Here is a 21,258-nt window from a genome sequence, read left to right as displayed (position 1 = left end):
CTGTAGGCTCGGACCACGTGATCACCGACTTCCTGCTGGACCACTCGGACCTGGTGCCCGTGATGGCGGTCCTGGTCGTCGCCGTCTGCTGCGCACTGGGCTACCTGCTCGTCCGCACCCGGCGTTCGGACGCCGCGCCGGTCCTGTGGATCCTCGCGGTGCTGTCCGCCATCCCGCTCGTCGCGGTCACCCTCGTCCCCACCGGCATCCGCGCGGACGACGGCGTCCTCTGCGCGGTCCAGCTGTTCCTGCCGACGTCGGGCAGCGTGGAGCTGCTGGCCAACATCGCCCTGTTCCTCCCGCTGGTCCTCTTCGCCGCGCTGGCCTCCCGCCGACCGCTGCTCGTGGTCCTGGTGGCCGTGGTCGGGTCGTTCGCGATCGAGGCCGTGCAGGCCGTGCTGCCCGTGATCGGGCGCAGGTGCGACACCGAGGACTGGGCGATGAACACCGTCGGCATCCTGGTCGCGGGCGTGCTGGCCCGCATCGTGCTCGTGTTCGCGCGCTCCGCCGAGCGGTGACGAAGCGGTCCCGGCGGCCGGCGGGCACCGGATCGCGGGTCGACCGGCGGTGGGTGATGCTGGGCGGATGTTCGAGAACTTCGAGTCCAGGCTCGTGGAGGTGGACGACGCCACCGTCTTCACCCGGTTCGGCGGCGAGGGGCCGCCGGTGCTGCTGGTGCACGGCCACCCCCGGACCTCGGCGACCTGGCACCGGGTCGCGCCGCTGCTGGTGCGGGCGGGGTTCGCGGTCGTCTGCCCGGACCTGCGCGGGTACGGGCGGTCGCGCGGACCCGCGTTCACCGCGGACCACGCGGGCTACTCGAAGCGGGTGGTGGCGGGGGACCTGGTGGCGGTGATGCGGGCGCTGGGGCACGAGCGGTTCCTGCTCGCCGGGCACGACCGCGGCGGTGCGGTGGCGCTGCGGCTGGTGCTCGACCACCCGGGGGCGGTGCGGCGGGTGGCGTTCCTGGACTGCCTGCCGGTCAGCGAGCACCTCTCGCGCATCACGGCGCGGTTCGCGACGCAGTGGTGGCACTGGTTCTTCTTCGCCCAGCCCGACGTCCCGGAGCGGGTCATCAACGCCGACCCGGACGCCTGGTACCGCGGCGACCCGGAGGTCATGGGCCGGGAGAACCACGACGAGTGGCGCGCGGCGACGCGGCGGCCGGAGGTGGTGCGGGCGATGCTGGAGGACTACCGGGCGGGCCTGTCGATCGACCGGTTCCACGAGGAGGCCGACCGCGCGGCCGGGGTGCGGATCGGGTGCCCGGCACTGGTGCTGTGGTCGTTGCGCGACGACCTGGAGGACCTCTACGGCGACCCGCTGCGGATCTGGCGGGACTGGGCGCCGGACGTGCGCGGGCACGGGATCGACTCGGGGCACCACGTGGCGGAGGAGGCGCCGGACGCACTGGCGGCCGACCTGGCGGGGTTCTTCCGGGACGGGTCCTGACGGCGGCTCACGCCGAGTCCCACCAGCGCAGGACGCGGGTGCCGTAGAAGGTCAGCCACCTCGACGGCTCGCCCGCGGGCACCTCGACGTCGAACCACACCCGGCCCGGCTGGACCTCGCCCTGCGACCAGGTGCCGTCCGCCTGGCGGGCCGCCCGCACCACGGCGATCGCGTCGGCGACGCGCGGGTCCGGCGGGGTGCCGTCGAACAGCGTCGCGCGGCGGAAGTACTCGGTGGCGTTGAGCGCGTTGTAGGCCCAGCGCATCGGGTAGGCGAAGCGGGTCACCCACGGCCCCACCAGCTCACCGGTCGACAGCCGGTGCAGCAGGTCCCGTTCGAGCAGGTACTCCTCGCCGGACCGCCGGGCGGCGCGCGACGCCTCCGTGCCGCCGGTGGTGGTCTCGTCGTCCAGCAGCGCCTTCAGCGCGTTGAGGGTGGAGTGGAACGACGACCGGGTCGAGCCCTCGACCCACTCGCAGTTCCAGCCGCCGTCGGGCAGCCGGTGCTCCACGAACCACTCGACGTTCGAGGTCACGTCGACGCCGAGCCACAGTCCGTTCGAGACCGTCCACGAGTTGATGCAGCAGTCGACCTCGCCACCCCAGTAGGGCAGGTCGTCGTACTCCCAGCGGCAGTTCTCGTCCAGCAGCTCGGCCGTGCGCCGCCCGTGCAGGACGGCGGCGTCGAGTCCCCACTCCCGCAACGAGTTGAGCGTCCACGTCGTGGCCGTCCACGGCTGCCCGTCCTCCTCGGGCTCGTCGGGGGAGGGGGCCGGGAAGAACGCGCCGCCCGCCCACTGGCCGTCCGGGTCCTGCAACGCCAGCAGCCGCGCGCCGAACCCCTCGGTCGCCACCCGCGCCCGCGTCGCCTCCCACACCTCCGGCGGCGCGCCCACCAGGTCGCGCTCGACCTGCCAGCGCAACGCGGGGTCGGAGTCGAGCAGCCACGTGGTCAGGTCGCCGGAAACCATCCGGCGACTCTAGACCGCGCGGCACCGGATCTCATCCCGAACGGACCACGTGCGGCAGTGCCGCCGGGCGTTCCCGGCCTCGGTCGAGGTGCGGGTCGACGAGGTCGCGCCGGTCGAAGATGCCACGCCCGCCTCCCGCGCTGATCCTCCGATGGAGCCCTTTACCGCTGCCTCAGGTTCGCCTAGTCTCAGTGTGACTAGCGGAGGTGCCGCCGTGACTCTCGCCGACCACGCGCCGATCGGCTCGGTCGTGCACGAGGGCGACCGGGTCCTGTGCCACGTGTGCGGACGCTGGTTCAAGTCCGTCCTGGCCCACCTGCGCGCGCACGGCACGGACGACCTCGCCTACCGCGAGGAGTTCGGGCTGGAGCGCACCGCGCCGCTGGAGGGCGTGGGCACCCGGCAACGCCGGGCCGACGCGCTGCGCAGGCGCCGGGCGAGCGACCCGCTCGTCCGCGCGTGGTGCGAGGAGGGCGAGGACCGCGCCAGGTCCGGCGTGCTGACCGAGGCCGCCGCGCAGGCCGCGCGCGGCCGCAAGCACCCCGAACAACGCCGCCGCAAGACGTTGCGGGCGCTCGCCGCGATCTCCCCGCAGGCGCGCAACGAGGGCATCCGGCGGCACGCGCTCGTCCGGCTCCGCACCGTCGCCGCGAAGGCCGCCGCCGAGCTGGGGTTCCCCGACATCGGCGCGCTGGTCGCCGACCGGGTCCTGGCCGGGCGCAGCCTGGCCGCGATCAGCCGCGAGGCCGGGCTGCACAAGGACTGGCTCTCCCGCCACCTGCGCTCCGTCGACCCCGGCACGGCGGACGCGATCGCCGAGCACGCCCGCGTCCGGCGGCTGGACGCCCCGTGGCTGCCGGTGCTGGCCGGCCTCGGGTTCGACGGCGTGCCGGAGTACCTGCGCGACCGCCACCTGCGGCACGCCCGCTCGGTGCAGGCCATCGCCGCCGAGACCGGCCTGAGCCGTTCCGCCGTGCAGACCGCGCTCGCCAGGCACGGCCTCGCCCGCGTCACCCACGCGACCACCCGCCGCCTGGTCCAGGACCGGGCGGACGGCGTGGCCGCCCGGTTCGGCTTCCCGGACGTCACCGCCTACCTCGCCGACCGCCGCGCGTCGGGCCTGAGCTGGAAGTCCATCGCCGCCGAGTGCGGCCAGTCGCAGTCCTGGGTGCGCAGGCGCGCGGGCCTGATCCGCTGATGGCCGCGAACCGCCGTCGGTTCGGCTCGATCCTCTGCGCCGCAACGGTTGCCGCACCCGCCGGTCGGTGGCCCGCGTCAGCTGATCGGGTACGTGCCCCGACTTCTCGCCTGCCGCCCCAGCACGTGGTGGTGCCCGCGTGTGCGGTGCGCACACCCGTGATCATCGACGCACCTGCGGCGGCGGGCGGAAACCGTTGGGCCACAAGCGATCCGGAAGCGACGTACGCTGCGGGGGCAAGCGACGACGATCCCGAGGAGAGCACGTGCGACTGTCCACCCGCAACCAGCTGACCGGAACCGTGGCCTCGATCAAGGACGGCGCGGTGATGGCCGTGGTGACCGTGGACCTGGACGGCGGGCAGCAGGTGACCGCGTCGATCACCATGGACGCCGTGGCGGACCTCGGCCTCCAGGTCGGCCAACCCGTGACGGCGCTGGTGAAGTCGACCGAGGTCATGATCGGCGTCGAGTAGCTAGCCCATCGGGTAGGCGCGGCCGATCCAGACCTCCGCCTCCTCGCGGGTGACGTGCTCGGGCACGTACGGGCCCGAGCCGACGACGACGCCGAGCGCGAACAGCAGCTCGGCGTGCTCCTGGGAGTGCACGCCGTACGCGCCGACCTTGATGCCCAGCTCCTCGGCCCGTTCGACCAGCTGGCGGACGTTGCGCCGGGCCCACTCCGGCGGTTCGTCGACGTCGAGCACGTCGACGATCGCGCCGACCAGCATCACTGCGGGGGCCGGGACCCCCAGCGCGGGCACCAGTTCCAGGTCGGTGAGGCCGGTGACGTTGAGGATGAACAGCACGCCGAGCCCCGCCAGGTGGCCGATCGACTCGATCAGGTCACCGCGCTCGTCCAGCAGCGACGGGCTGTCGGTGCACAGCATGAGGTGGCGCGGGTCGAGGCCGTTGCGGTCGAGCTCCGCCCGCACGATGCCGACCAGGTCGCCGTCGATCGCCATCCGCTGCGGCAGGGTCAGGCACACCATCGGCGCGTCCGAGCCGAACCTGGCCCGCCAGTCCGCCGTCGTGCGCAGCGCCTCGGCGAGCAGGTACCGGCCGAGCGGCACGGTGAGCCCGGTGGTCTCGGCCAGCGGGTAGAACACGTCCGAGCGCAGGCGGCCCAGCTCGGGGTGGTCCCAGCGCAGCGCGGCGTTGAGCGAGGTCACGATCCGGGCGTCCGGCAGGACGACGTGCGGCTGGTAGGCCACCGACATCTCGCCGCCGGCCATCGCCCCCGCGATCGCGGAGGCGAGCCGGTAGCGCTCGCGGGCCGCCTGGTCCGCGGCCGGGTCGAACAGCACCCACTGCGCCTTGCCGAGCTCCTTCGCCCGGTGCAGCGCCACTTCCGCGGACCGCATCAGGTCCGTGTGCGCGGGGCCGGGCAGGTCGGCCAGCACGATGCCGACGCTCGCGCTCACCCCGACCCCGATGCCGTCGTCCACGTGGACCGGCTTGGCCAGCTCGGCGATCGCGCGTTCGGCCAGGTCCACCACCGTCGTCGACGTGAGCTCGCCGCGCAGCGCCACGGCGAACACGTCCCCGTACAACCGCGCGAGGAACGCCCCGTGGTCGGTGAACACCGTCCGCAACGCCCCCGCGACCCCGCGCAGCACGAGCTCCGCCGCCTCCGTGCCGAGCCCGTCGCTGACGACCTTGAAACCGTCGATGTCCAGGTGCAGCAAGGCGATCTGCTCCGCGGTGCCGGTACCCGTCATGGCTTCCAGCTTGGAGCGGAAGTGCGCGGCGTTCGGCAGGCCGGTCACCGAGTCGTGCAGGCTCTGGTACTCGAACGTCTCCTGGAGCAGCCGCAGCTCGTGCATGTCCTCGAACATGAAGACCGGCGCCCCGTCCGGGAGCCTCGTGACCGACATCCGCACGCGCCTCGTCGTGTCGTCGGCACCACCGATCTCGATGTCGTCGAGCACCGGACTCCCCGCCGAGAGCTCGTCCAACGCCTCCCGCAACCCGGCCCGATCCCCTTCGGCGGCCCCGACTCCGCTGACGTGCCTCCCGAGCACCCCGCCCTCGTCCGCCTGCCCCGCCAACCTCAGGAACGCCGGGTTGACCGCCGTGACCACCCCGGCGGGGTCGGTCAGCACCACGGCCGTCGGGCAGTCCCGGTACAACGCCGTGAACCGGTCGTCGACACCGCGGACGGTCTGCTCCCCGATCTCCTTCGCGAGCCGGACGACCATCGTCTCCAGCTCGGCGCCCCCGGAGCCCCTCAGGGCCGCTGCCCACCGGCGGGCGAACTCCAGCAGATCCGGTGCCACCTCAGGCTCCGGCACGCTTCACCTCTTCGCCCGTGGCGACTGTTCCGGGCCTGCGGTCGCGCAACGACAGCACAGCGATGTTAGGCCGAACGGCGGACACCGGATTGAACCACGTCAATGAAAGGGCTGTCGATCGCCCAACAGTGTGCCTGCGGCGCCTTATTTACTTGCGGAGTCGAGATCACGTGGAATGTGACTGGTGGGCTGATGTGCGCTTTTCGCTGCCGTTAAAGGATGTCCACGTTGGACAGGTGAGGTGAATCCGCAATTTTCGTATTTGCCTGCAAATCATTATTCGCGTGACGGCGAATCCCGGTCCGCGTGCGCGGCCGCCGCGAGACGGGCGGCGGTGACGTCGCCGTCGTGGATCGCGGCGAAGATCCGCGCGTGCGCCTCGTCGCGACTGCTCGCAGGCTCGGGGTGGAGGTCGGCGTAGCGGAGGGCGGCGACGGCGCAGTGGTGCAGGTCGCCGAGCAGCGGGTTGGCGGAGGCGGCGAAGACGGTGGTGTGGAAGACGTCCAGCGAGACCTCGGTCCGGCCGGTTGCGGCGCGGTAGGCGGACGTCCAGCACGGCTGCCGCGGCGCGGCGAGGGCGGCGCGGAGGACGGCGAGGTGCTCGTCGGTGCAGTGGGCGGCGGCCAGGCCGGTGGCCTCGACCTCCAGGGCGCGGCGGAGCCCGAGGGTCTGCTCGACGGGCTGGTCGCGCAGGTGGTCGCGCAGGACGGCGTCGACGGCGCTGCGGGCCCGGACGAAGGTGCCGCGGCCGCGGGCGCTCTCCAGCACCCCGTTGGCGGACATGGTCCTGATGGCCTGGCGCACGACCGCGCGGCCGAGACCCAGGGTCTCGATCAGCTCCTCCTGGCTGGGGATCCGGGAGTCCAGCGGCCACTCACCGGACTCGACGCGCCTGGTGATCCACTCGACGGCCTCTTCGAAGCCCGCCCGTTTCGGCGGCATGTGGTCCGGTGCCCTTCGCGCCCGAGGAGTCGGTCCGGCTCGGCGCCGTCGACCTGCCACACGACTGTAGAAGACCGGGGTGTCGGCTTGTCAAGTGGCGCACCGCCGACGGGGGAGGGTCAGTCGAGCTTGCCGAGCAGGTCCCGCAGCAGCCGCTCGTCCTTCTCGCTCAACGACCCGACGAACCGGGTGAGCACGGAGGCGTGGTCCGGGTCGCTGTCGAGCAGCCTGCCCATCCGCCACGCCACGAGGGCGGACGGCTCGGCGACGGCGGAGTAGCGGTAGGCGCGCCCGTCGCGGACGCGGGTCGCCATCTCCTTGTCGTGCAACCTGGTCAGCGTGGTGACGACGGTGCTGTAGGACAGCGACCCCGACGGGTCCAGCAGGTCGCGGACCTCGGCGGGGGTCAACGCGGAGTCGCTGGCGCCGAGCACCGTGAGGACCTCGGCGGCCAGTGCGCCGGGCTGGCGCCTGGACCGCGCGCCCTCGTCGTCGGTGGTGCCGCCGTCGCTCACGGGCGGAATGGTACAGATCGACACCACCCGCACGGGACGCCCCGCGACGGAGGACACTGTTGTCCCAGACCGAAGGGAGCGGGATGTTCGACCACTTCGCCTGGTCCGTCCTGGCGACTCCGCTGCTCGTGGTGCTCGGGGCGCACCTGCTGGCCGACCGGCTCCGCCCCGAACCGGCGCTCCGGGTGGTCGCCTGGTCGGCGGTGGTCGCGGCGGCCGCGAGCACGGTGACGCTGCTGCTCTTCGCGGTGAAGGCGCTGGTGGAGGTGCCCGCCGTGGCCGCGCTGGGCGGGTGGTCCGCCGAGACGGTCGCCGCCGACACCGCGGGGGTGCCCTGGGTGTCGTGGTTCTCGCTGGCGTGGGTGCCGCCTGCCGCGCTGATGGCCGCCTGGCGGTGGCGCGGCCGTCGCGCCGCCCTGCGCGAGGCCCGGTCCGCGGTCGACCGCCTCGAACCGCGGGGCGACCTGGTGACCGTGGCCGACGACCGGGTCGCCGCGTTCGCGCTGCCCGGTCTGCCGCGGCGGATCGTGGTGACCACCGGGATGCTGTCCGTCCTGGACGAACGCCAGCGCGGCGCCCTGATCGCGCACGAGCGCGCCCACCTGCACGGCGGCCACCACCGGCTCGTCTGGCTCACCCGGCTGGCCGCCACCGTCCAGCCCCTGCTCTGGCCGGTGGCCCACCAGGTCGCCTACCTGGTCGAGCGGGTCGCCGACGAGTCCGCGGCGGCGGAGGTGGGCGACCGCCGCCACGTCGCCCGCGCCATCGGCGTCGCCGCGCTGGCCGCCAAGGCCGACCGCGGCCCGCTCGGCGCCCTGATGGCACTGGGCTCCTCGCCGGGCACCGTGCCCCGCCGCGTCTCGGCCCTGATGGCGCCGCGCCGCCGCCTCGGCTGGCCGGGCGTCCTGCTGGTGCTGCTGGCGGTGGCCACGGTGGTGTGGACGGCCGAGGGCGCCCGCGACCTCCAGGAGCTGCTGGAACTGGCCTCGACCACCGGGCGCTAGGTTGTGGTGCCGGGGGTGACCAGCCCGCTCTCGTAGGCGGCGATCACGGCCTGCGCGCGGCTGCGCAGCCCGAGCTTGCCCATCAGGTTCTTGACGTGCGTCTTCACCGTGGACTCGCTGAGCACCAGGCGGTGGGCGATCTGGGCGTTGTCGAGGCCGAGCGCGACCAGGCGCAGCACCTCGACCTCGCGGGCGGTCAGCCCGGCCAGGCCGTCGCGGTCCGGGAGCTTCGTCCGGTGGTGCAGGGCGTAGGTCTCCACGAGCCGGTGGGTGACGGCCGGGCTGATGAGCACGTCGCCCGCGGCCACCGCGCGCACGGCGGCGATGATCCGCAGCGGCGGCGTCTCCTTGAGCAGGAACCCGGCGGCGCCCGCGCCCAGCGCGCGGTAGACGTACTCGTCGAGGTCGAACGTGGTCAGGATCAGGATCCGCGGCGACGGGTCGGTGACCGCCGCGAGGATCCGCTCGGTGGCCGCGATCCCGTCGAGCACCGGCATGCGGATGTCCATGACCACCACGTCCGGGCGGGTGGCGACCGCGAGGTCCACCGCCTGCGCGCCGTGCTCGGCCTCGCCGACGACCTCCAGGCCCTCCGCGGTCCCGATCAGCGCGGTCAGCCCGGCGCGCAGCAGCGCCTGGTCGTCGGCGACCAGGACGCGCGTGGTCACGGGGTCTCCTCGCAGGGCAGGCGCAGCAGCACGGCGAAGCCGCCCTCCGGACGCGGTCCGGCGTCCAGGACCCCGCCGTACAGCTCGGTCCGCTCGCGCATCCCGGCGATGCCGCGCGGAGTGGTCGCGCCGCGGTGCGCGGACGGCCCGTGCCCGTCGTCGACGACCTCCAGCGTCAGCACCTGCTCCCTGTAGTCCAGCCGCACCCTGGCCTCGGCGGGTCCGGCGTGCTTGAGCACGTTGGTGAGCGACTCCTGCGCGACGCGGTAGGCGCACAGGTCGAGGCCCGGCGGCAACGCGCGCCGCCTGCCGGTCACCGCGAGGTCCACCCGCAGCCCGGTCTCCCGCAGCCTGGCCACGAGTCCCTCCAGTTCGGACAGTCCCGGCTGGGGGCGCAGGCCCTCGGGTGCCTCCGGGCGCAGCACGGTCAGCAGGCGGCGCATCTCCGCCAGCGCCTCGCGGCTGGTCCCGCCGACGGCGGCCATGGCCTTGCGGGCCGTCTCCTGGTCGCTGGTCAGCACGTGCTCGGCCAGACCGGACTGGAGGGAGATGACGGACATGTGGTGGGCCATGATGTCGTGCAGCTCGTGGGCGATCCGGACCCGTTCGTCCGCGACGGCGGTCGCGGCCCGCTCCGCCAGCCGCTCCACCCGCTGCGACCAGCGCTTGGTGCTCTCCCCGAGCAGGCACATGGTCACGCACTGCACGACGGCGGCGGCCAGTCCCGGCCAGCCGTCGGCGGTCCCGACCACGGTCGAGTAGACGGTGACCAGCGCCAGCAGGACGACCGCCAGCGCGACCGCGGTACTCGGCCACGGCCGGAGCTGCGCGACGGAGAACAGCCCGACCACGGCACCGACCCCGCTGTCGGGGAAGTCGCCGTAGCCCAGGAGCACGAAGGAGATCAGCGCGGCGCACATCACCAGGGTGACGGTCAGCGGGGCCCGCTGGCGCAGCGCGATCGGCGCGACGCTCAGCGCGGCCAGCGGGTAGGCCTGCCAGTCGACGGCGGAGTCCAGGGCGGCCGTGGAGACGGCCGTCAGCACCACCGCGAGCACCACGTCCGCCCGGACCGAACGGATCATCGGGAGCACCGGCCCACCGTAGCCGCGCGGTCCCGGCCCGTCGCCAACCCGTGGACTGATCCCGCCTACCCCGGCTGGGGTAGGCGGAGTTCCCACCCAGGACGATGTCGGACCGCCCGTCCGCGGCCCTAGCGTCGCCGCCGTTCGATCCACCGGAACGGGAGAAGTCATGATGAAGGCGGGAATCGCACTGCTGGCGCTGTCGGGGATGGTGGTGCCGCAGGTCGCGACGGCGGCGCCGCGGCCGCGGCCCGACCGGGCGGTGCTGCAGCAGGACGCCGACCAGCTGCTGGAGATGGGCGCGCCGGGTGTGCTGGTCGAGCTGACCACCCCCGGCGGCTCGGCGAAGGTCCGCTCCGGGTACGGGGACGTCGAGGCGCGCACGCCCGTGCCGTGGGACGCGCGCTTCCGGATCGGCAGCTCCACCAAGACGTTCACCGCGACGGTCGTGCTCCAGCTGGTCGGCGAGGGCCGACTGTCCCTGGAGGACACCGTGGACCGGTGGCTGCCCGGTGTGGTCACCGGTAACGGCAACGACGGCACCAGGATCACGGTGCGGCAGCTGCTCCAGCACACCAGCGGTGTGCCGGACTACCTGGGCTCCGCGGCGATGGCGTTCCTGGGCAGCGAGGAGGGCTTCCTGGCCAACCGCTTCCGCGACTTCGGCGAGGCCGAGCTGGTGGGCATGGCCATGACCCTCCCGCCGACCTTCGCGCCCGGCGCCGACTGGTCCTACTCCAACACCAACTACGTCCTCGCCGGGATGATCGTCAAGCGGGTCACCGGCCACGACTGGGCCACCGAGGTGCGCAGGCGGATCATCGAGCCGCTGCACCTCGACGACACCTACGCGCCGACCGCCCTGCCGCTCGTCCTCGGGCCGCACGCCAAGGGGTACACGCGCTTCGCCCCGGACGGCCCGGCGGTCGACGCCACCGCGTTCTCCCCGTCCTGGGCGGGCGCGGCCGGTGCGGTCGTCAGCGACACGGCCGACCTGTCCACGTTCCTGCGCGCACTGCTCGGCGGACGGCTGCTGCGCCCCGCGCAGCTCGCGGAGATGCAGAAGACCGTCGCGGCACCGGAGTTCCAACGGGCCTGGCCGGGCGCGCGCTACGGGCTCGGCCTGGCGTGGATCCCGACGACCTGCGGCGGCTACTGGTCGCACGGCGGCGACGTCCCCGGTTTCCGGACCCGCAACGGGGTGACCGCCGACGGCAGGACGAGCGTGGTCATCTCGATGAACGCCGACCCGATCGTGCCGCTGGAGGGGACGCCTCCGCCGCGGCACGACGAGTCGGTCGAGCTGATCGAGCACGCGTTCTGCGGCACGCCCTGACCGCGCGCCCCGGCTGGTCGCTCGCCGCGACCAGCCGGGCGGGACGCGGCGCACTGACGGGGGTGCGCGACGGCACCGTCCCATGTGGACGACCGAGCCCGCTCCACGACCCAAACCAAAAACATGCTACTTGCTACAGCGATCTGACGGTCGAGCCGCGCGGTCGTGGTGGGCGGTGGTCCACTCCGAGTGGCCGCGTGCGCTATTCGGAACCCAGGGCGAATTCCTCGCCGCCCGCGTTCCACCACCGGGAATAGAGTGCGCTGCGGTGCGTGCGGTGCAAATATCCGGTGATGAATCCGGAGTGCACCCGGTCGATCACATCGGCGAGCGCGGAGGTCTCCGGCCACACCAAAACCAGGCGCCGGTGCAGTGGATTCCCGGCGAGCGGTTTGACCACGATTCCGGCGACGTCGTGGATCGCAGGGTGGACGCCCGCGACGGTGTTCTCCGACCGGACGAGCTCCAGCGCGGTGGCGAGGTCGGCGCCGAAGTGGGCGAACCTGGGCGTGAAGCCCGCGGCCTCGCAGGTGAGCTGGAACGTCGAGCGCGGACCGCCGACCGACTCCTCCGGCATGGTCCACCACTCGCCGGACAGGTCGGTCAGGTCCAGCTCGGAGCGGTCGGCGAGCCGGTGTCCGGCGGGCAGCGCGACGAAGACGGGTTCGGTCAGCAGGGGTCTCCGGTGCACGCCGAAGGGGAGCTGCGGCGGTGTCCTGGCGAACTCCGCCATGACCGCGAGATCCAGCTTCTCGGTGCGCACGTGGTCCATCACGGCTTCTCCGGTCCGTTCCATCTGCGTCGTGATGTCCTGTTCCGGCAACACTTCCCGCACCGCGGACACCAGCTGCGGGATGAGCGCCCCGGTCACGCCGCCGAGCTGGATGGACGCGGGCTGCGACCGCTCGGCGATCTTGCGCGCGGTCGCGCACAGGTCGTCGAACTTGTCGACGACCTCCTGCGCGCGCAGCACGACGTGTTCGCCGAGGTCGGTCAGCGCCACCCCGTTGGGCGCCCGCACGAACAGCTGCCCGCCGAACGTCCGCTCGATCCTCCTCAGCTGGGCGGTGAGGCCCGGTTGCGCGATCTTCAGCGACGTGGCCGCCCTCCTGATGCTGCCCGCCGCCGCGACGGCCAGCACGACGTGGAGGTGACGAAGTTCTAATCGCACCGGATCACCCTATTGCATTCGATCCGGTCGGAGTGGACCAAATGGATTGGGGAATTGCTCCGATGGGCCGCAAAGGAGTGTCGAATGGGGGCTATAACTGCCGGGTTATCACCCCCTGATACTGCCTCGTCCTGCTTTTTTCTGGTCTCCTTGGAATTGACCGAATAAAGGAGCGGTACAGCGTGACCCACACCCGTAAAGCGCTGAGGCTGCGGCGGTTGTCGCGGCCCCGCGACGGAAAATACCTGTTCGTACCACTGGACCACAGCGTTTCGGACGGTCCGGTCGTTCCCAACCAGCGATGGGAAGGTCTGATCGGTGCGCTCGTCGCGGGCGGGGCCGACGCGATCGTCGTCCACAAGGGCCGCGTCCGGCTGATCGACCCGGTCGTGCTCGGCGACTGCGCCCTGGTCGTCCACCTCAGCGCGGGTACGGCGCACGCCGCCGACACCAACGCCAAGGTGCTGGTCGGCGACGTCGAGGAGGCGCTGCGCCTGGGCGCGGACGCGGTGAGCGTGCACGTGAACATCGGCTCGGACACCGAGGAGCGGCAGCTCGCCGACCTCGGCACCGTCGCGGCGTCCTGCGACCGGTGGAACGTGCCGCTGATCGCGATGGTCTACGCCCGCGGCCCGCGGGTGGCCGACCCGTACGACCCGGTGCTGCTGTCGCACGTGGTCAACATCGCCGCCGACCTCGGCGCGGACATCGTGAAGACCTCGATGGCCCTGCCGATCGGCCGGATGGCCGACGTCATCGCGAACTGCCCCATCCCGGTGCTCGCCGCGGGTGGTCCGGTGGACGCCGCCGACCCGGTCGGCTACGCCGCGGCGGCCATGCGGGCGGGCTGCGCCGGACTCGCCATCGGCCGCCGCGTCTTCACCGACCCCGCGCCCCGCAGCCTCGTCGCCGGGCTCGTCTCCGCAGTCCACCAGGGCGCCGTCCACCGCGGCGTCCACACCGACCACCCCATCACGACCACGACAGGTGCCGCGTGAAATTCGCTTGGATCGACGTCAGACAGGTTCCCCACGACCGGCTCGAAGGTGTCGTCGACGCCGCCGTGCACGCCCGCGTGCGCGGCGTGGTGGCGGCCGACCCGGCCGTGCTCGCGCCGTTGCCGCCCACGGTGACCCGCGTGCTGCTGCTCCCCGACGGCACACCGCCGCCCGAGGACGCGCAGGGCGCCGTGGTGGCGCAGGTCGTGCACGACGAGGACGGCTTGCACGCGCTGAGCGGCACCGGCCGGGCCGCGTTCGTGGAGGTGCGCGACGACCGCACGCTCCGCCTCGCGTGCCTGGCGGCGGTGAAGCTGCCGCACACCGTCGTCAGCTTCACCGACCCCACCAAGATCCCGCTGGAGATCGTGATCGCCGCGGCCGACCGCGCCGAGGGCGAGCTGATCTGCGTGTGCGCCGACCTCGAGGAGGTCGGGATCGTGCTCGACGTCCTGGAGCACGGCTCCGACGGCGTCATGCTGGCCCCGCGCAACGCCGACGACGTGTTCGGCGTGCAGCGGCTGATGGAGGCGACCACCCCGCCGCTGGAGCTGACCACGCTGACCGTGGAGTCGGTGGTGCACAGCGGCCTCGGCGACCGGGTGTGCGTCGACACCTGCACCCACTTCGAGGAGGACGAGGGCATCCTCGTCGGCTCCTTCTCCACCGGTTTCGTGCTGTGCTGCAGCGAGACGCACCCGTTGCCGTACATGCCGACCCGGCCGTTCCGGGTCAACGCGGGCGCCCTGCACTCCTACGTGATGGGGCCGGACAACCGCACGAACTACCTCAGCGAGCTGCGTTCCGGCGGCACCGTCCTCGCGGTCAACGCCGAGGGCAGGACGCGCCGGGTCGTCGTCGGGAGGGCCAAGCTCGAGTCCCGCCCGCTGCTCACGATCACCGCGCACTCGCCCGAGGGCGTCCAGGTGAGCCTGATCGTGCAGGACGACTGGCACGTCCGGGTGCTCGGCCCCGGCGGCAAGGTCCTCAACGTCACCGAGCTGGAGAGCGGCCACGAGCTGCTCGGCTACGTGGCGACCGACCAGCGGCACGTGGGCTACCCCATCGGCGAGTTCTGCAGGGAGAGCTGATGGGCGCCCTGATCGAGGACCTGGTCGCGGACCTGCTCGCCAAGGGCGCCGACGACGCCCCGTTCGCGACCCACCAGCACACCGTCACCCGCGGCGGGCTGCGCGTGGCCGTCGCCGCCGCGGCGGAGGCGTTCGCCGCCTCGGGCGTGCGCTCGGCCAGCACGGTGGCGCTCCAGGTGCCGTCGAGCTTCACCCAGCTCGAAGCGCTGCTCGCGCTCTGGACGCTCGGCGCCCAGGTCATGCTCGTCGACCCCCGCCTGGCCCCGGCCGAGCTGGACGCCCTGCGCGAGCGCTGCCGCCCGCAGTTCGTCGTCAGGGCGGCAGCCGTCGGCCGACCCGTCCCGCCGTTCCGCGAGCGCTACGAGCTGCTGACCGAGCCGAGCGCGGGCGGCCGCGCCGCCACGACCGACCACCGCCTGGTGCAGTTCAGCTCCGGCTCGACCGGCCTGCCCAAGGTCATCGGGCGCACCGCCGACTCGCTGCGCGCCGAGGTCGACGTCCTCAACGCCTGCCCGGACCTGCCGCGGGCGGGGGAGAAGGTCCTGCTGCTCAGCTCCACCTCGCACAGCTTCGGCCTCGCGTTCGGCCTGCTGCGCTCCCTCGACGTCGGCGTCCACCTCGTGTTCTCCGCGCAGCGCTCGGGCCGCGACATGATCGGCACGGCGGCGTCGCACGAGGTCGTGATGATCACCGGCATGCCGGTGCACCACGACGCGATGGCACGCGTCGAGGACCCGCCTCCGCTGCCCGCGCTGCGCTGCGTGCTCTCCGGCGGCGAACTGATCAAGCACGACGTCGAACAGGCCTTCACCGCCCGCTACGGCCTCCCGGTCGGACAGGGCTACGGCACCACCGAGACCGGCATCCTCACCATGGACGTCACCGGCCGCACCCGCCCCACCGTCGGCCCCGTCTGCACGGGCATCCGCCTGCGCGTCCGCGACGGCCAGGTCGAGGTCGGCCTCGACCGCTCCCCGTACCTCAGCGAACCCGAACAGGTCCGCTACGAGAGCGGCTGGTGGCGCACCGGCGACCGCGGCGAACTCCGCCCCGACGGCTCACTGCACCTGCAAGGCCGCGCCGACTCCCTCGTCATCGTCGGCGGCTACAAGGTCGACCTCCTCGAAATCGAAGCCACCCTCCGCCTCCACCCGCTCGTCGACGATGCCATCGTCATCCACGACAACACCGTCGAGGCCTACGTAGCCACCTCCTCGACCGCCCTCGACCACACAACCGTCGCCCACTGGTGCGAACAACGCCTGGCCGACTTCAAACAACCCACCGTCTTCCGCGTCCTCCCCACCCTTCCCCGCACCCCCAACGGCAAACTGGTCCGCGACCGCTCCGTACTCGCAGACACGCACTAACCCAAACAGGGCCCGCGGCAACAGACACACAAGCGGCCAACGACTCTGGAAGCAGCAGACAAGCGGCCCAGCAATGCTGGCAACGGCAGACAAGCCGCCCTACCCAGCAATGCTGGAAGCGAGCGGTGCTCGTCCGCTAGTGCGGTCGGCTTGACTTGGGGTTTTTGGGCTTAAAATTGGTCGGCGGGCAGGCTCTACCACCTGCCCTTTTTCGCCCGACGAAGCCCAAAAAAGGGGCCCCAAGTCAAGCCGACCGCACCCGGAGACAGCTGTAGCGATACCCCCCCGGATGCCACCGCAGCGACCCCCCGGAGACCACGGACAGCGACACCGAGCGACACCCCCACCATCACCCACAAGCCACCCGGTACAACCTCCCCACGTCCACCGCCCCCACAGGCACCCCGAACCCCTCCAACACCCCCGCGAAATCCTCCACCGTCCCCAACCCCACCTCTCTCTCCCCATCCGGCCCGTTCGAGTACAGCTTCGCCCCGACCACCGTCAGCACGTACCCGTCGTGCGGCCGCTGCACCACCAGCCTCCGCACGAACGACGACTCCGGGTCGGTCGACTGCCGCTGGTGGTGCGGCTCGAACCACTCCAGCGTCCGGGGTTCCTCCCGCAGCAGGTATCCCGGTAACCGCCCGAACCGGTGCAGCCCCACCCACCACTCGTCGTCGCGCGCCACCTCGAACTCGAACCCGGCGCGTTCGTACCGCCCGACGCACAGCGGCAGCGGTTCCACGAACCCCTGTCCCAGCCCCACGTCGGCGACCCACGTCCCTCCGTCGACCCGCACCAGCAGTGCCACGTGGTTGCCCCACAGCGGTTGTTCCGCGTCCCGCGGCCCGATCGCCGCGCACGCCAGCGTCACGTCGAACCCCAGCGCCTCCAGCAGCGCGCCGAACGCCGTGTTCAGCTCGTAGCAGTAGCCGCCGCGCCGCCGGGCCACCACCTTGTCCAGGATCGCCGCCCGGTCCAGCGGGACGACCGCGTCCAGGTGCACGTCGAGGTTCTCGAACGGCACGGTGGCCAGGTGCGCCCGGTGCAGTGCCCGCAGTGTCCCCGCGCTCGGTGTCAGGTCGCCGCGGTAGCCGATCCTCTCCAGGTAGGTGTCGACTTCGAGGGTCGTCGTCGCGTGGGCGTAGGCGTGGGTCGTCATGCCGGGAAGCCTAGAAGTCGATCACGTGCCGAGCCGTCCCTGGTGCCGGAACGACAGCAGCACGATGAACGCCCCGCTCAGCGCGGTGCGGCCGTAGATGAGCGTGACCGGCTCCAACGCCTCCGGCGCGCACAGCTCGGAGAGCACCAGCCCGCCGTAGCCGACCAGCAGCGCGATGCCGAACCTCCGCGCGTGGTCCCAGCGGCGCGCCATCACGATCCCCAGGAACCCGGTGCAGAAGCGCAGCAGCTTGCCGGACGTGTCGAAGGGGAACAGCGGGTAGAACACCGTCACGACGTGGAAGACCCCGATCAGGAACACCGCCCACTGGAGCCTCCCGAACCGCTCCACCAGCTTCTTCTGCTTCCGCACGCGGACCTCGGCCATGACCCCACCTCGCGGTTCGCCCGCACCTGTCCCGTTCGGACGGCCAGGCGCTCCGGCTCCTCGGTTACCCCTACCGGTCAACGACGACGCCACCCGCCAGGGCTACCACCATGGTGGCGAACCGTCCTTCCACCACGATCCGCGACGGGCACGTCCGTCCTGTTCGGACGGACCGCCAGTCTCACCCGCCGACGACGACTCCGCCGCCCGAACCGGTGCCGAGCGCCGTGCGGCCGGTCCGGTCCGGTAGGTCCTCGGGCGGCCGACGGGCGCTCGGGCCGTTCAGCATCCCGAAGTCGGGGGATCGGGATGAGTGCTCGCGTGGGTAGGTTCTCCCGGTGACCGCGGAACCGAACGTCCTCAGGGGTCTCCGGCCGCCGGTGGTGGTGGTCGCGCTGCTCGCCGTCTTGGTGGCGCTCGGCGCGTTGTCGCTGCTGGCGTTCCGCCCGCCTGCCGCCGCCCCGGCGGACGTGGCGGCGACGGAGTTCTCGGCGGCCCGCGTGGAGGATGACCTGCGGGAGATCGCCCAACGGCCGCACCCGCTGGGGACGGCCGACCACGAGCGGGTGCGCGACCACGTGGTCGGGGCGGCGCGCGCGGCCGGGGCGGAGGTGCGGGTCGAGTCCGGGGAGGTCGTGCGGACCGAGGCCGGGAAGCCCGCGAGGGTGGCGGTGGCGGAGAACGTGGTCGCGACGGTGGCGGGCCGGGAGCCGGGGCTCAGCGGGGGGAAGGCGCTGCTGCTGGTGTCGCACTACGACTCGGTGCCGACCGGGCCCGGTGCCGCCGACGACGGGGCGGCGGTGGCGTCGATGCTGGAGGCGATCCGGGTCCTCAAGGCGTCCGGCGGGGTGCGCAACGACGTCGTGTTCCTGTTCACCGACGGTGAGGAGCTGGGCTCGATCGGGGCACGACTGTTCGTGCGGCAGCACCGGGTCGCCGAGTTCGGCGCGGTGCTGAACTGGGAGGCGCGCGGCAGCAGCGGGCCGGTGGTGATGTTCGAGACGAGCACCGCCAACGCGGGGCTGGTGGACGCGTTCGCGGGCGCGAGCAGCAGGCCCATCGCGAACTCGCTGGCCTACGAGGTCTACCGGCGGATGCCGAACTACACCGACTTCACCGTGTTCCGGGACGCGGGCGCCACCGGGCTGAACGCGGCGTTCATCGAGGGCCTGCACGACTACCACTCGCCGAACGACGGCGTCGACGCGCTGGACCGCGACACCGTGCAGCACCACGGCGAGAGCATGACCGGGATGGTCCGCGCGCTGGGCGAGCAGGACCTGCGGCAGCTCGACGGCCGGACCGCCGTCTACTTCGACCTGTTCGGCCGGGTCCTCGTGCACTACCCGGTGTGGGTGGCGCTGGTGCTCGCCGCGCTGTCCGTGCTGGCACTGGTGGTGCTGGTCGTGCTGGGCGTCCGTCGTGGCCGGGCGCGGCCCGGCGGCCTGGCGGTCGTCGCGGGCACCGCCTTCGGGGCCGTGGTCGGCACGGCCGCGCTGTGCTTCGGGCTCTGGTGGCTGCTCACCCTGGTGCGCCCCGGTCTGGTGGCCCTCCCGCTGTCCGAGCCCTACGACCGGGGGTGGTTCCTCGCGGCGTTCACGGTGGTCGCCGTCGCCGTGCTCCTGCTGGTCGCGAGGCTGGTCCGCCGTCGCAGGACCGCGGAGGTGCTCGCGGGCGGCCTGCTGCTGATGGCGGTCCTGCTGGTCGCCGTCGCGGTCGTCGTGCCCGGCGCCACCTACCTGTTCCAGTGGCCGCTGCTCGCCGGACTGCCCGCGCTCCGGTGGGCCGTCCGCCACGACACCGGGAACGCGCCGCTCGCCGCCGTGGCCCCCGCCGTGACGGCCGTGCTGTTCGCGCCGGTCGTCTCGACGCTGACGGTCGCGCTGGGCGTGAAGTACGCCGGTGTCGCGATGGCCATCGCGGTGCTCGCGGGCGCGCTGGTCCTGCCGTTGTTCGCCGCACTGCCCCGACCGGGACTCCTCGCCGCGACGGCGTCGGTCGTGGCACTGGCGCTGTTCACGACCAGCGTCCTCGTCTCGGGCTTCGACCGCCGCGAGCCCCGCCCGGACGGGCTGCTCTACCTGCGCGACGCGGCCACCGGCCGGTCGGTGTGGATCACCGGCGACGCCGAGCCCGACGAGTGGACCGGGCGCGTGCTGGGCGAGGCGCCGGAGAGGCTGTCGGTGGCAAAGGACTTCCCGGTGCTCAAGGACCCCGTCCTGCGCGCCCCCGCCCCCGCGCTGGACCTGCCCGCACCCACCGCGACCGCGCTCGCCGACACCACCGCCGACGGCGTCCGCACGCTCCGGTTCCGGGTGGACTCGCCGCGCCGGGGCTGGCGCGTCCAGGTCTCCATGCCGCGCGACGTCGTGCGGGCCTGCGTCGTCGCGGGCCAGCGGGTCGAGTCCGCGGCGGCGAGCTTCCCGGTGAACCTCGTGTTCGAGTTCTACGGCGCCTCGGACGGCGCCGAGCTCACCTGCGAGGCGGACGCGGGCGCGCGGATCCCGGTCGACGTCGCCGACTTCTCCATCGGGCTCCCCGCCGAGGTCGCCGCACTGGTCGGCCCACGACCGGAGGACACGATCCAGGTGCCCTCCGGCTACCGGGTGGTCGACGCGGCCGTCGTGCACCAGGTCGTGCGGCTCTAGGTCGTGTTCTCCAGCTCGTCGGAGGACGGCGTTCGCGGAGCGGTCTCGACGGGCGCGGGGCGCCGGGTGAGCACGATGCCGCCGATCACGACCGCGCCGCCGAGGAACGTGTGCCACCCGACCGGCTCGCCCAGCAGCACCGCGCCCAGCGCGGTCGACCACAGCGGCGTCACGTAGGTGACCGAGGCGGCGAGCGTGGGGCCGGCCTCGCGGATCAGGTCGAGGTTGATCACGTACGCGTACCCCGTGCCCACCGCGCCCAGCACCACCAGCGCCAGCACGGCGTGCGCGCCCGGCCACGCGAGCGTGCCGGAGAGGACGGGTGCGGCGAGTCCCAGTTGGACGGTGGCGCAGGTCATCTGCAGCGCGGACAGCGCGCTCGCCCGGTGCGGCCCGCCGGAGAAGAACCGCCGCGTGTAGGCGAACCCGGCGCCGTAGCACGTGGTGGCGGCCAGGCAGGCCAGTCCGCCCACCAGCACGTCGCCGTCCAGGCCGCGCCACACCCCGAGCAGCACGAGCACGCCCGCGAAGCCGAGCAGCAGCCCGGCCAGCCTGGTCCGGGTCACCCGCTCACCCGGCACGACCAGCAGCGTGAACGCCAGCGTCGTCAACGGCGTCGTTGCGTTCAGCACGCCCGCCAGCACCGAGTCCACCTTCGACTCGCCGAAGGCGAGCAGCGTGAACGGCACCGTGTTGAGCAGCACCGCGACCACCGCCGCGTGCCCCCACGTGCGCCGGTCGCGCGGCACCGCCGCCCCCTGCGCCGCGCAGATCGCCCACAGCGCCAGCGCCCCGAACAGGCAGCGGGCCAACGCCACCTGCACCGGCGGCACGCCGGCGTCGACGGCCACCTTGATCAACGCGAAGCTGCTGCCCCAGATCGCGGACAGCAGCACGAACCTCCCGGTGGATCCCACGGCGCGAGCATCACCCGGCGGTGCATCATGAGTCCAACAAGTACCGAC

20 protein-coding genes are annotated in these 21,258 nt (G+C 72.9%); 10 read left to right on the top strand and 10 right to left on the bottom strand.

Features of this window, described 5'->3' with window-relative positions; genetic code table 11:
* Positions 1-17: 17 nt before the first annotated feature.
* Both CLV43_RS09350 and CLV43_RS09345 read left to right on the top strand, forming a co-directional pair.
* Positions 18-518 carry a VanZ family protein gene (locus CLV43_RS09350; RefSeq protein ID WP_106186639.1) on the top strand — a complete coding sequence of 167 codons (501 nt, stop codon included), beginning with the start codon at positions 18-20 and terminating at the stop codon, positions 516-518.
* A gap of 67 nt (positions 519-585) precedes the next feature.
* The gene (locus tag CLV43_RS09345; RefSeq protein ID WP_106186638.1) at positions 586-1,452 is read left to right on the top strand and encodes an alpha/beta fold hydrolase; all 867 of its coding nucleotides are present in this window, start codon (positions 586-588) and stop codon (positions 1,450-1,452) included.
* Between the two features lie 7 nt (positions 1,453-1,459).
* On the opposite strand, the gene CLV43_RS09340 is transcribed toward CLV43_RS09345, so the two are convergent.
* Positions 1,460-2,422 (bottom strand): squalene cyclase, encoded by a 963-nt coding sequence (locus CLV43_RS09340; RefSeq protein ID WP_106186637.1) that lies wholly within the window; start codon positions 2,420-2,422, stop codon positions 1,460-1,462.
* 214 nt (positions 2,423-2,636) lie between these two features.
* Here CLV43_RS09340 and CLV43_RS09335 point away from each other — a divergent pair, with 214 nt between their 5' ends.
* Both CLV43_RS09335 and CLV43_RS09330 read left to right on the top strand, forming a co-directional pair.
* Positions 2,637-3,620, top strand: coding sequence for a MucR family transcriptional regulator (locus CLV43_RS09335; RefSeq protein WP_170155766.1), 984 nt, complete (start codon positions 2,637-2,639; stop codon positions 3,618-3,620).
* A gap of 265 nt (positions 3,621-3,885) precedes the next feature.
* A complete protein-coding gene (locus CLV43_RS09330) occupies positions 3,886-4,095 on the top strand; it encodes a TOBE domain-containing protein (RefSeq protein ID WP_106186635.1) in 210 nt (69 codons plus the stop codon).
* On the opposite strand, the gene CLV43_RS09325 is transcribed toward CLV43_RS09330, so the two are convergent.
* The 3 genes from CLV43_RS09325 to CLV43_RS09315 form a co-directional block, all read right to left on the bottom strand.
* The gene (locus tag CLV43_RS09325; protein ID WP_146174705.1) at positions 4,096-5,913 is read right to left on the bottom strand and encodes a diguanylate cyclase domain-containing protein; all 1,818 of its coding nucleotides are present in this window, start codon (positions 5,911-5,913) and stop codon (positions 4,096-4,098) included.
* A gap of 276 nt (positions 5,914-6,189) precedes the next feature.
* Positions 6,190-6,855 (bottom strand): FadR/GntR family transcriptional regulator, encoded by a 666-nt coding sequence (locus CLV43_RS09320; protein ID WP_106186633.1) that lies wholly within the window; start codon positions 6,853-6,855, stop codon positions 6,190-6,192.
* A gap of 119 nt (positions 6,856-6,974) precedes the next feature.
* Positions 6,975-7,370, bottom strand: coding sequence for a BlaI/MecI/CopY family transcriptional regulator (locus CLV43_RS09315; protein WP_106186632.1), 396 nt, complete (start codon positions 7,368-7,370; stop codon positions 6,975-6,977).
* 59 nt (positions 7,371-7,429) lie between these two features.
* Here CLV43_RS09315 and CLV43_RS09310 point away from each other — a divergent pair, with 59 nt between their 5' ends.
* Positions 7,430-8,374: a M56 family metallopeptidase gene (locus CLV43_RS09310; RefSeq protein WP_146174704.1), complete on the top strand. Its 945-nt coding sequence runs from the start codon at positions 7,430-7,432 to the stop codon at positions 8,372-8,374.
* Here CLV43_RS09310 and CLV43_RS48430 read toward each other — a convergent pair.
* The gene (locus CLV43_RS48430) at positions 8,371-9,042 is read right to left on the bottom strand and encodes a response regulator (RefSeq protein WP_106186630.1); all 672 of its coding nucleotides are present in this window, start codon (positions 9,040-9,042) and stop codon (positions 8,371-8,373) included. The two genes, CLV43_RS09310 and CLV43_RS48430, sit on opposite strands and share 4 nt — an antisense overlap.
* Positions 9,039-10,127 carry a sensor histidine kinase gene (locus CLV43_RS48425; protein WP_106186849.1) on the bottom strand — a complete coding sequence of 363 codons (1,089 nt, stop codon included), beginning with the start codon at positions 10,125-10,127 and terminating at the stop codon, positions 9,039-9,041. The genes CLV43_RS48430 and CLV43_RS48425 overlap by 4 nt, the downstream gene beginning before the upstream one ends.
* A 169-nt stretch (positions 10,128-10,296) precedes the next feature.
* Here CLV43_RS48425 and CLV43_RS09295 point away from each other — a divergent pair, with 169 nt between their 5' ends.
* A complete protein-coding gene (locus CLV43_RS09295; RefSeq protein WP_106186629.1) occupies positions 10,297-11,463 on the top strand; it encodes a serine hydrolase domain-containing protein in 1,167 nt (388 codons plus the stop codon).
* 202 nt (positions 11,464-11,665) lie between these two features.
* Here the strand turns inward: CLV43_RS09295 and CLV43_RS09290 are convergent, their stop codons facing one another.
* Positions 11,666-12,634, bottom strand: a complete 969-nt coding sequence (locus CLV43_RS09290; RefSeq protein WP_106186628.1) for a LysR family transcriptional regulator — start codon at positions 12,632-12,634, stop codon at positions 11,666-11,668.
* A 182-nt stretch (positions 12,635-12,816) separates the two neighbouring features.
* On the opposite strand from CLV43_RS09290, the gene CLV43_RS09285 reads away from it, so the two are divergent.
* Genes CLV43_RS09285 through CLV43_RS09275 form a run of 3 tightly spaced genes read left to right on the top strand, consistent with a single transcriptional unit; the run spans position 12,817 to position 16,093 of the window.
* On the top strand, positions 12,817-13,632 hold the full coding sequence (locus tag CLV43_RS09285) for a 2-amino-3,7-dideoxy-D-threo-hept-6-ulosonate synthase (protein WP_106186627.1): 816 nt from the start codon (positions 12,817-12,819) through the stop codon (positions 13,630-13,632).
* On the top strand, positions 13,629-14,723 hold the full coding sequence (locus tag CLV43_RS09280) for a 3-dehydroquinate synthase II family protein (RefSeq protein ID WP_106186626.1): 1,095 nt from the start codon (positions 13,629-13,631) through the stop codon (positions 14,721-14,723). The genes CLV43_RS09285 and CLV43_RS09280 overlap by 4 nt, the downstream gene beginning before the upstream one ends.
* Positions 14,723-16,093, top strand: coding sequence for a class I adenylate-forming enzyme family protein (locus CLV43_RS09275; RefSeq protein ID WP_106186625.1), 1,371 nt, complete (start codon positions 14,723-14,725; stop codon positions 16,091-16,093). Before CLV43_RS09280 ends, CLV43_RS09275 begins: the two co-directional genes overlap by 1 nt.
* Positions 16,094-16,442: 349 nt before the next feature.
* Here CLV43_RS09275 and CLV43_RS09270 read toward each other — a convergent pair whose 3' ends face one another.
* On the bottom strand, positions 16,443-17,258 hold the full coding sequence (locus CLV43_RS09270) for an arylamine N-acetyltransferase family protein (RefSeq protein ID WP_106186624.1): 816 nt from the start codon (positions 17,256-17,258) through the stop codon (positions 16,443-16,445).
* A gap of 21 nt (positions 17,259-17,279) precedes the next feature.
* Positions 17,280-17,645, bottom strand: coding sequence for a hypothetical protein (locus CLV43_RS09265; protein ID WP_106186623.1), 366 nt, complete (start codon positions 17,643-17,645; stop codon positions 17,280-17,282).
* Between the two features lie 338 nt (positions 17,646-17,983).
* Between CLV43_RS09265 and CLV43_RS09260 the strand changes: the two genes are divergently transcribed.
* A complete protein-coding gene (locus tag CLV43_RS09260) occupies positions 17,984-20,293 on the top strand; it encodes a M20/M25/M40 family metallo-hydrolase (protein WP_106186622.1) in 2,310 nt (769 codons plus the stop codon).
* On the opposite strand, the gene CLV43_RS09255 is transcribed toward CLV43_RS09260, so the two are convergent.
* Positions 20,290-21,210 (bottom strand): DMT family transporter, encoded by a 921-nt coding sequence (locus tag CLV43_RS09255; RefSeq protein WP_245886229.1) that lies wholly within the window; start codon positions 21,208-21,210, stop codon positions 20,290-20,292. The two genes, CLV43_RS09260 and CLV43_RS09255, sit on opposite strands and share 4 nt — an antisense overlap.
* Between the last annotated feature and the right edge of the window lie 48 nt (positions 21,211-21,258).

The organism is Umezawaea tangerina (assembly GCF_003002815.1).
Lineage (GTDB): Bacteria > Actinomycetota > Actinomycetes > Mycobacteriales > Pseudonocardiaceae > Umezawaea > Umezawaea tangerina.
Note: the sequence above shows the minus strand (reverse complement) of the source record. Positions and strands in the feature narration are given on the sequence as shown.

What these genes read in the sequence shown, in the direction of transcription:
- CLV43_RS09270 (WP_106186624.1), bottom strand. Translation starts at nt 17,258, where the DNA reads ATGACGACCCACGCCTACGCCCACGCGACGACGACCCTCGAAGTCGAC.
- CLV43_RS09265 (WP_106186623.1), bottom strand. Translation starts at nt 17,645, where the DNA reads ATGGCCGAGGTCCGCGTGCGGAAGCAGAAGAAGCTGGTGGAGCGGTTC.
- CLV43_RS09320 (WP_106186633.1), bottom strand. Translation starts at nt 6,855, where the DNA reads ATGCCGCCGAAACGGGCGGGCTTCGAAGAGGCCGTCGAGTGGATCACC.
- CLV43_RS48425 (WP_106186849.1), bottom strand. Translation starts at nt 10,127, where the DNA reads ATGATCCGTTCGGTCCGGGCGGACGTGGTGCTCGCGGTGGTGCTGACG.
- CLV43_RS09345 (WP_106186638.1), top strand. Translation starts at nt 586, where the DNA reads ATGTTCGAGAACTTCGAGTCCAGGCTCGTGGAGGTGGACGACGCCACC.
- CLV43_RS09295 (WP_106186629.1), top strand. Translation starts at nt 10,297, where the DNA reads ATGATGAAGGCGGGAATCGCACTGCTGGCGCTGTCGGGGATGGTGGTG.
- CLV43_RS09340 (WP_106186637.1), bottom strand. Translation starts at nt 2,422, where the DNA reads ATGGTTTCCGGCGACCTGACCACGTGGCTGCTCGACTCCGACCCCGCG.
- CLV43_RS09275 (WP_106186625.1), top strand. Translation starts at nt 14,723, where the DNA reads ATGGGCGCCCTGATCGAGGACCTGGTCGCGGACCTGCTCGCCAAGGGC.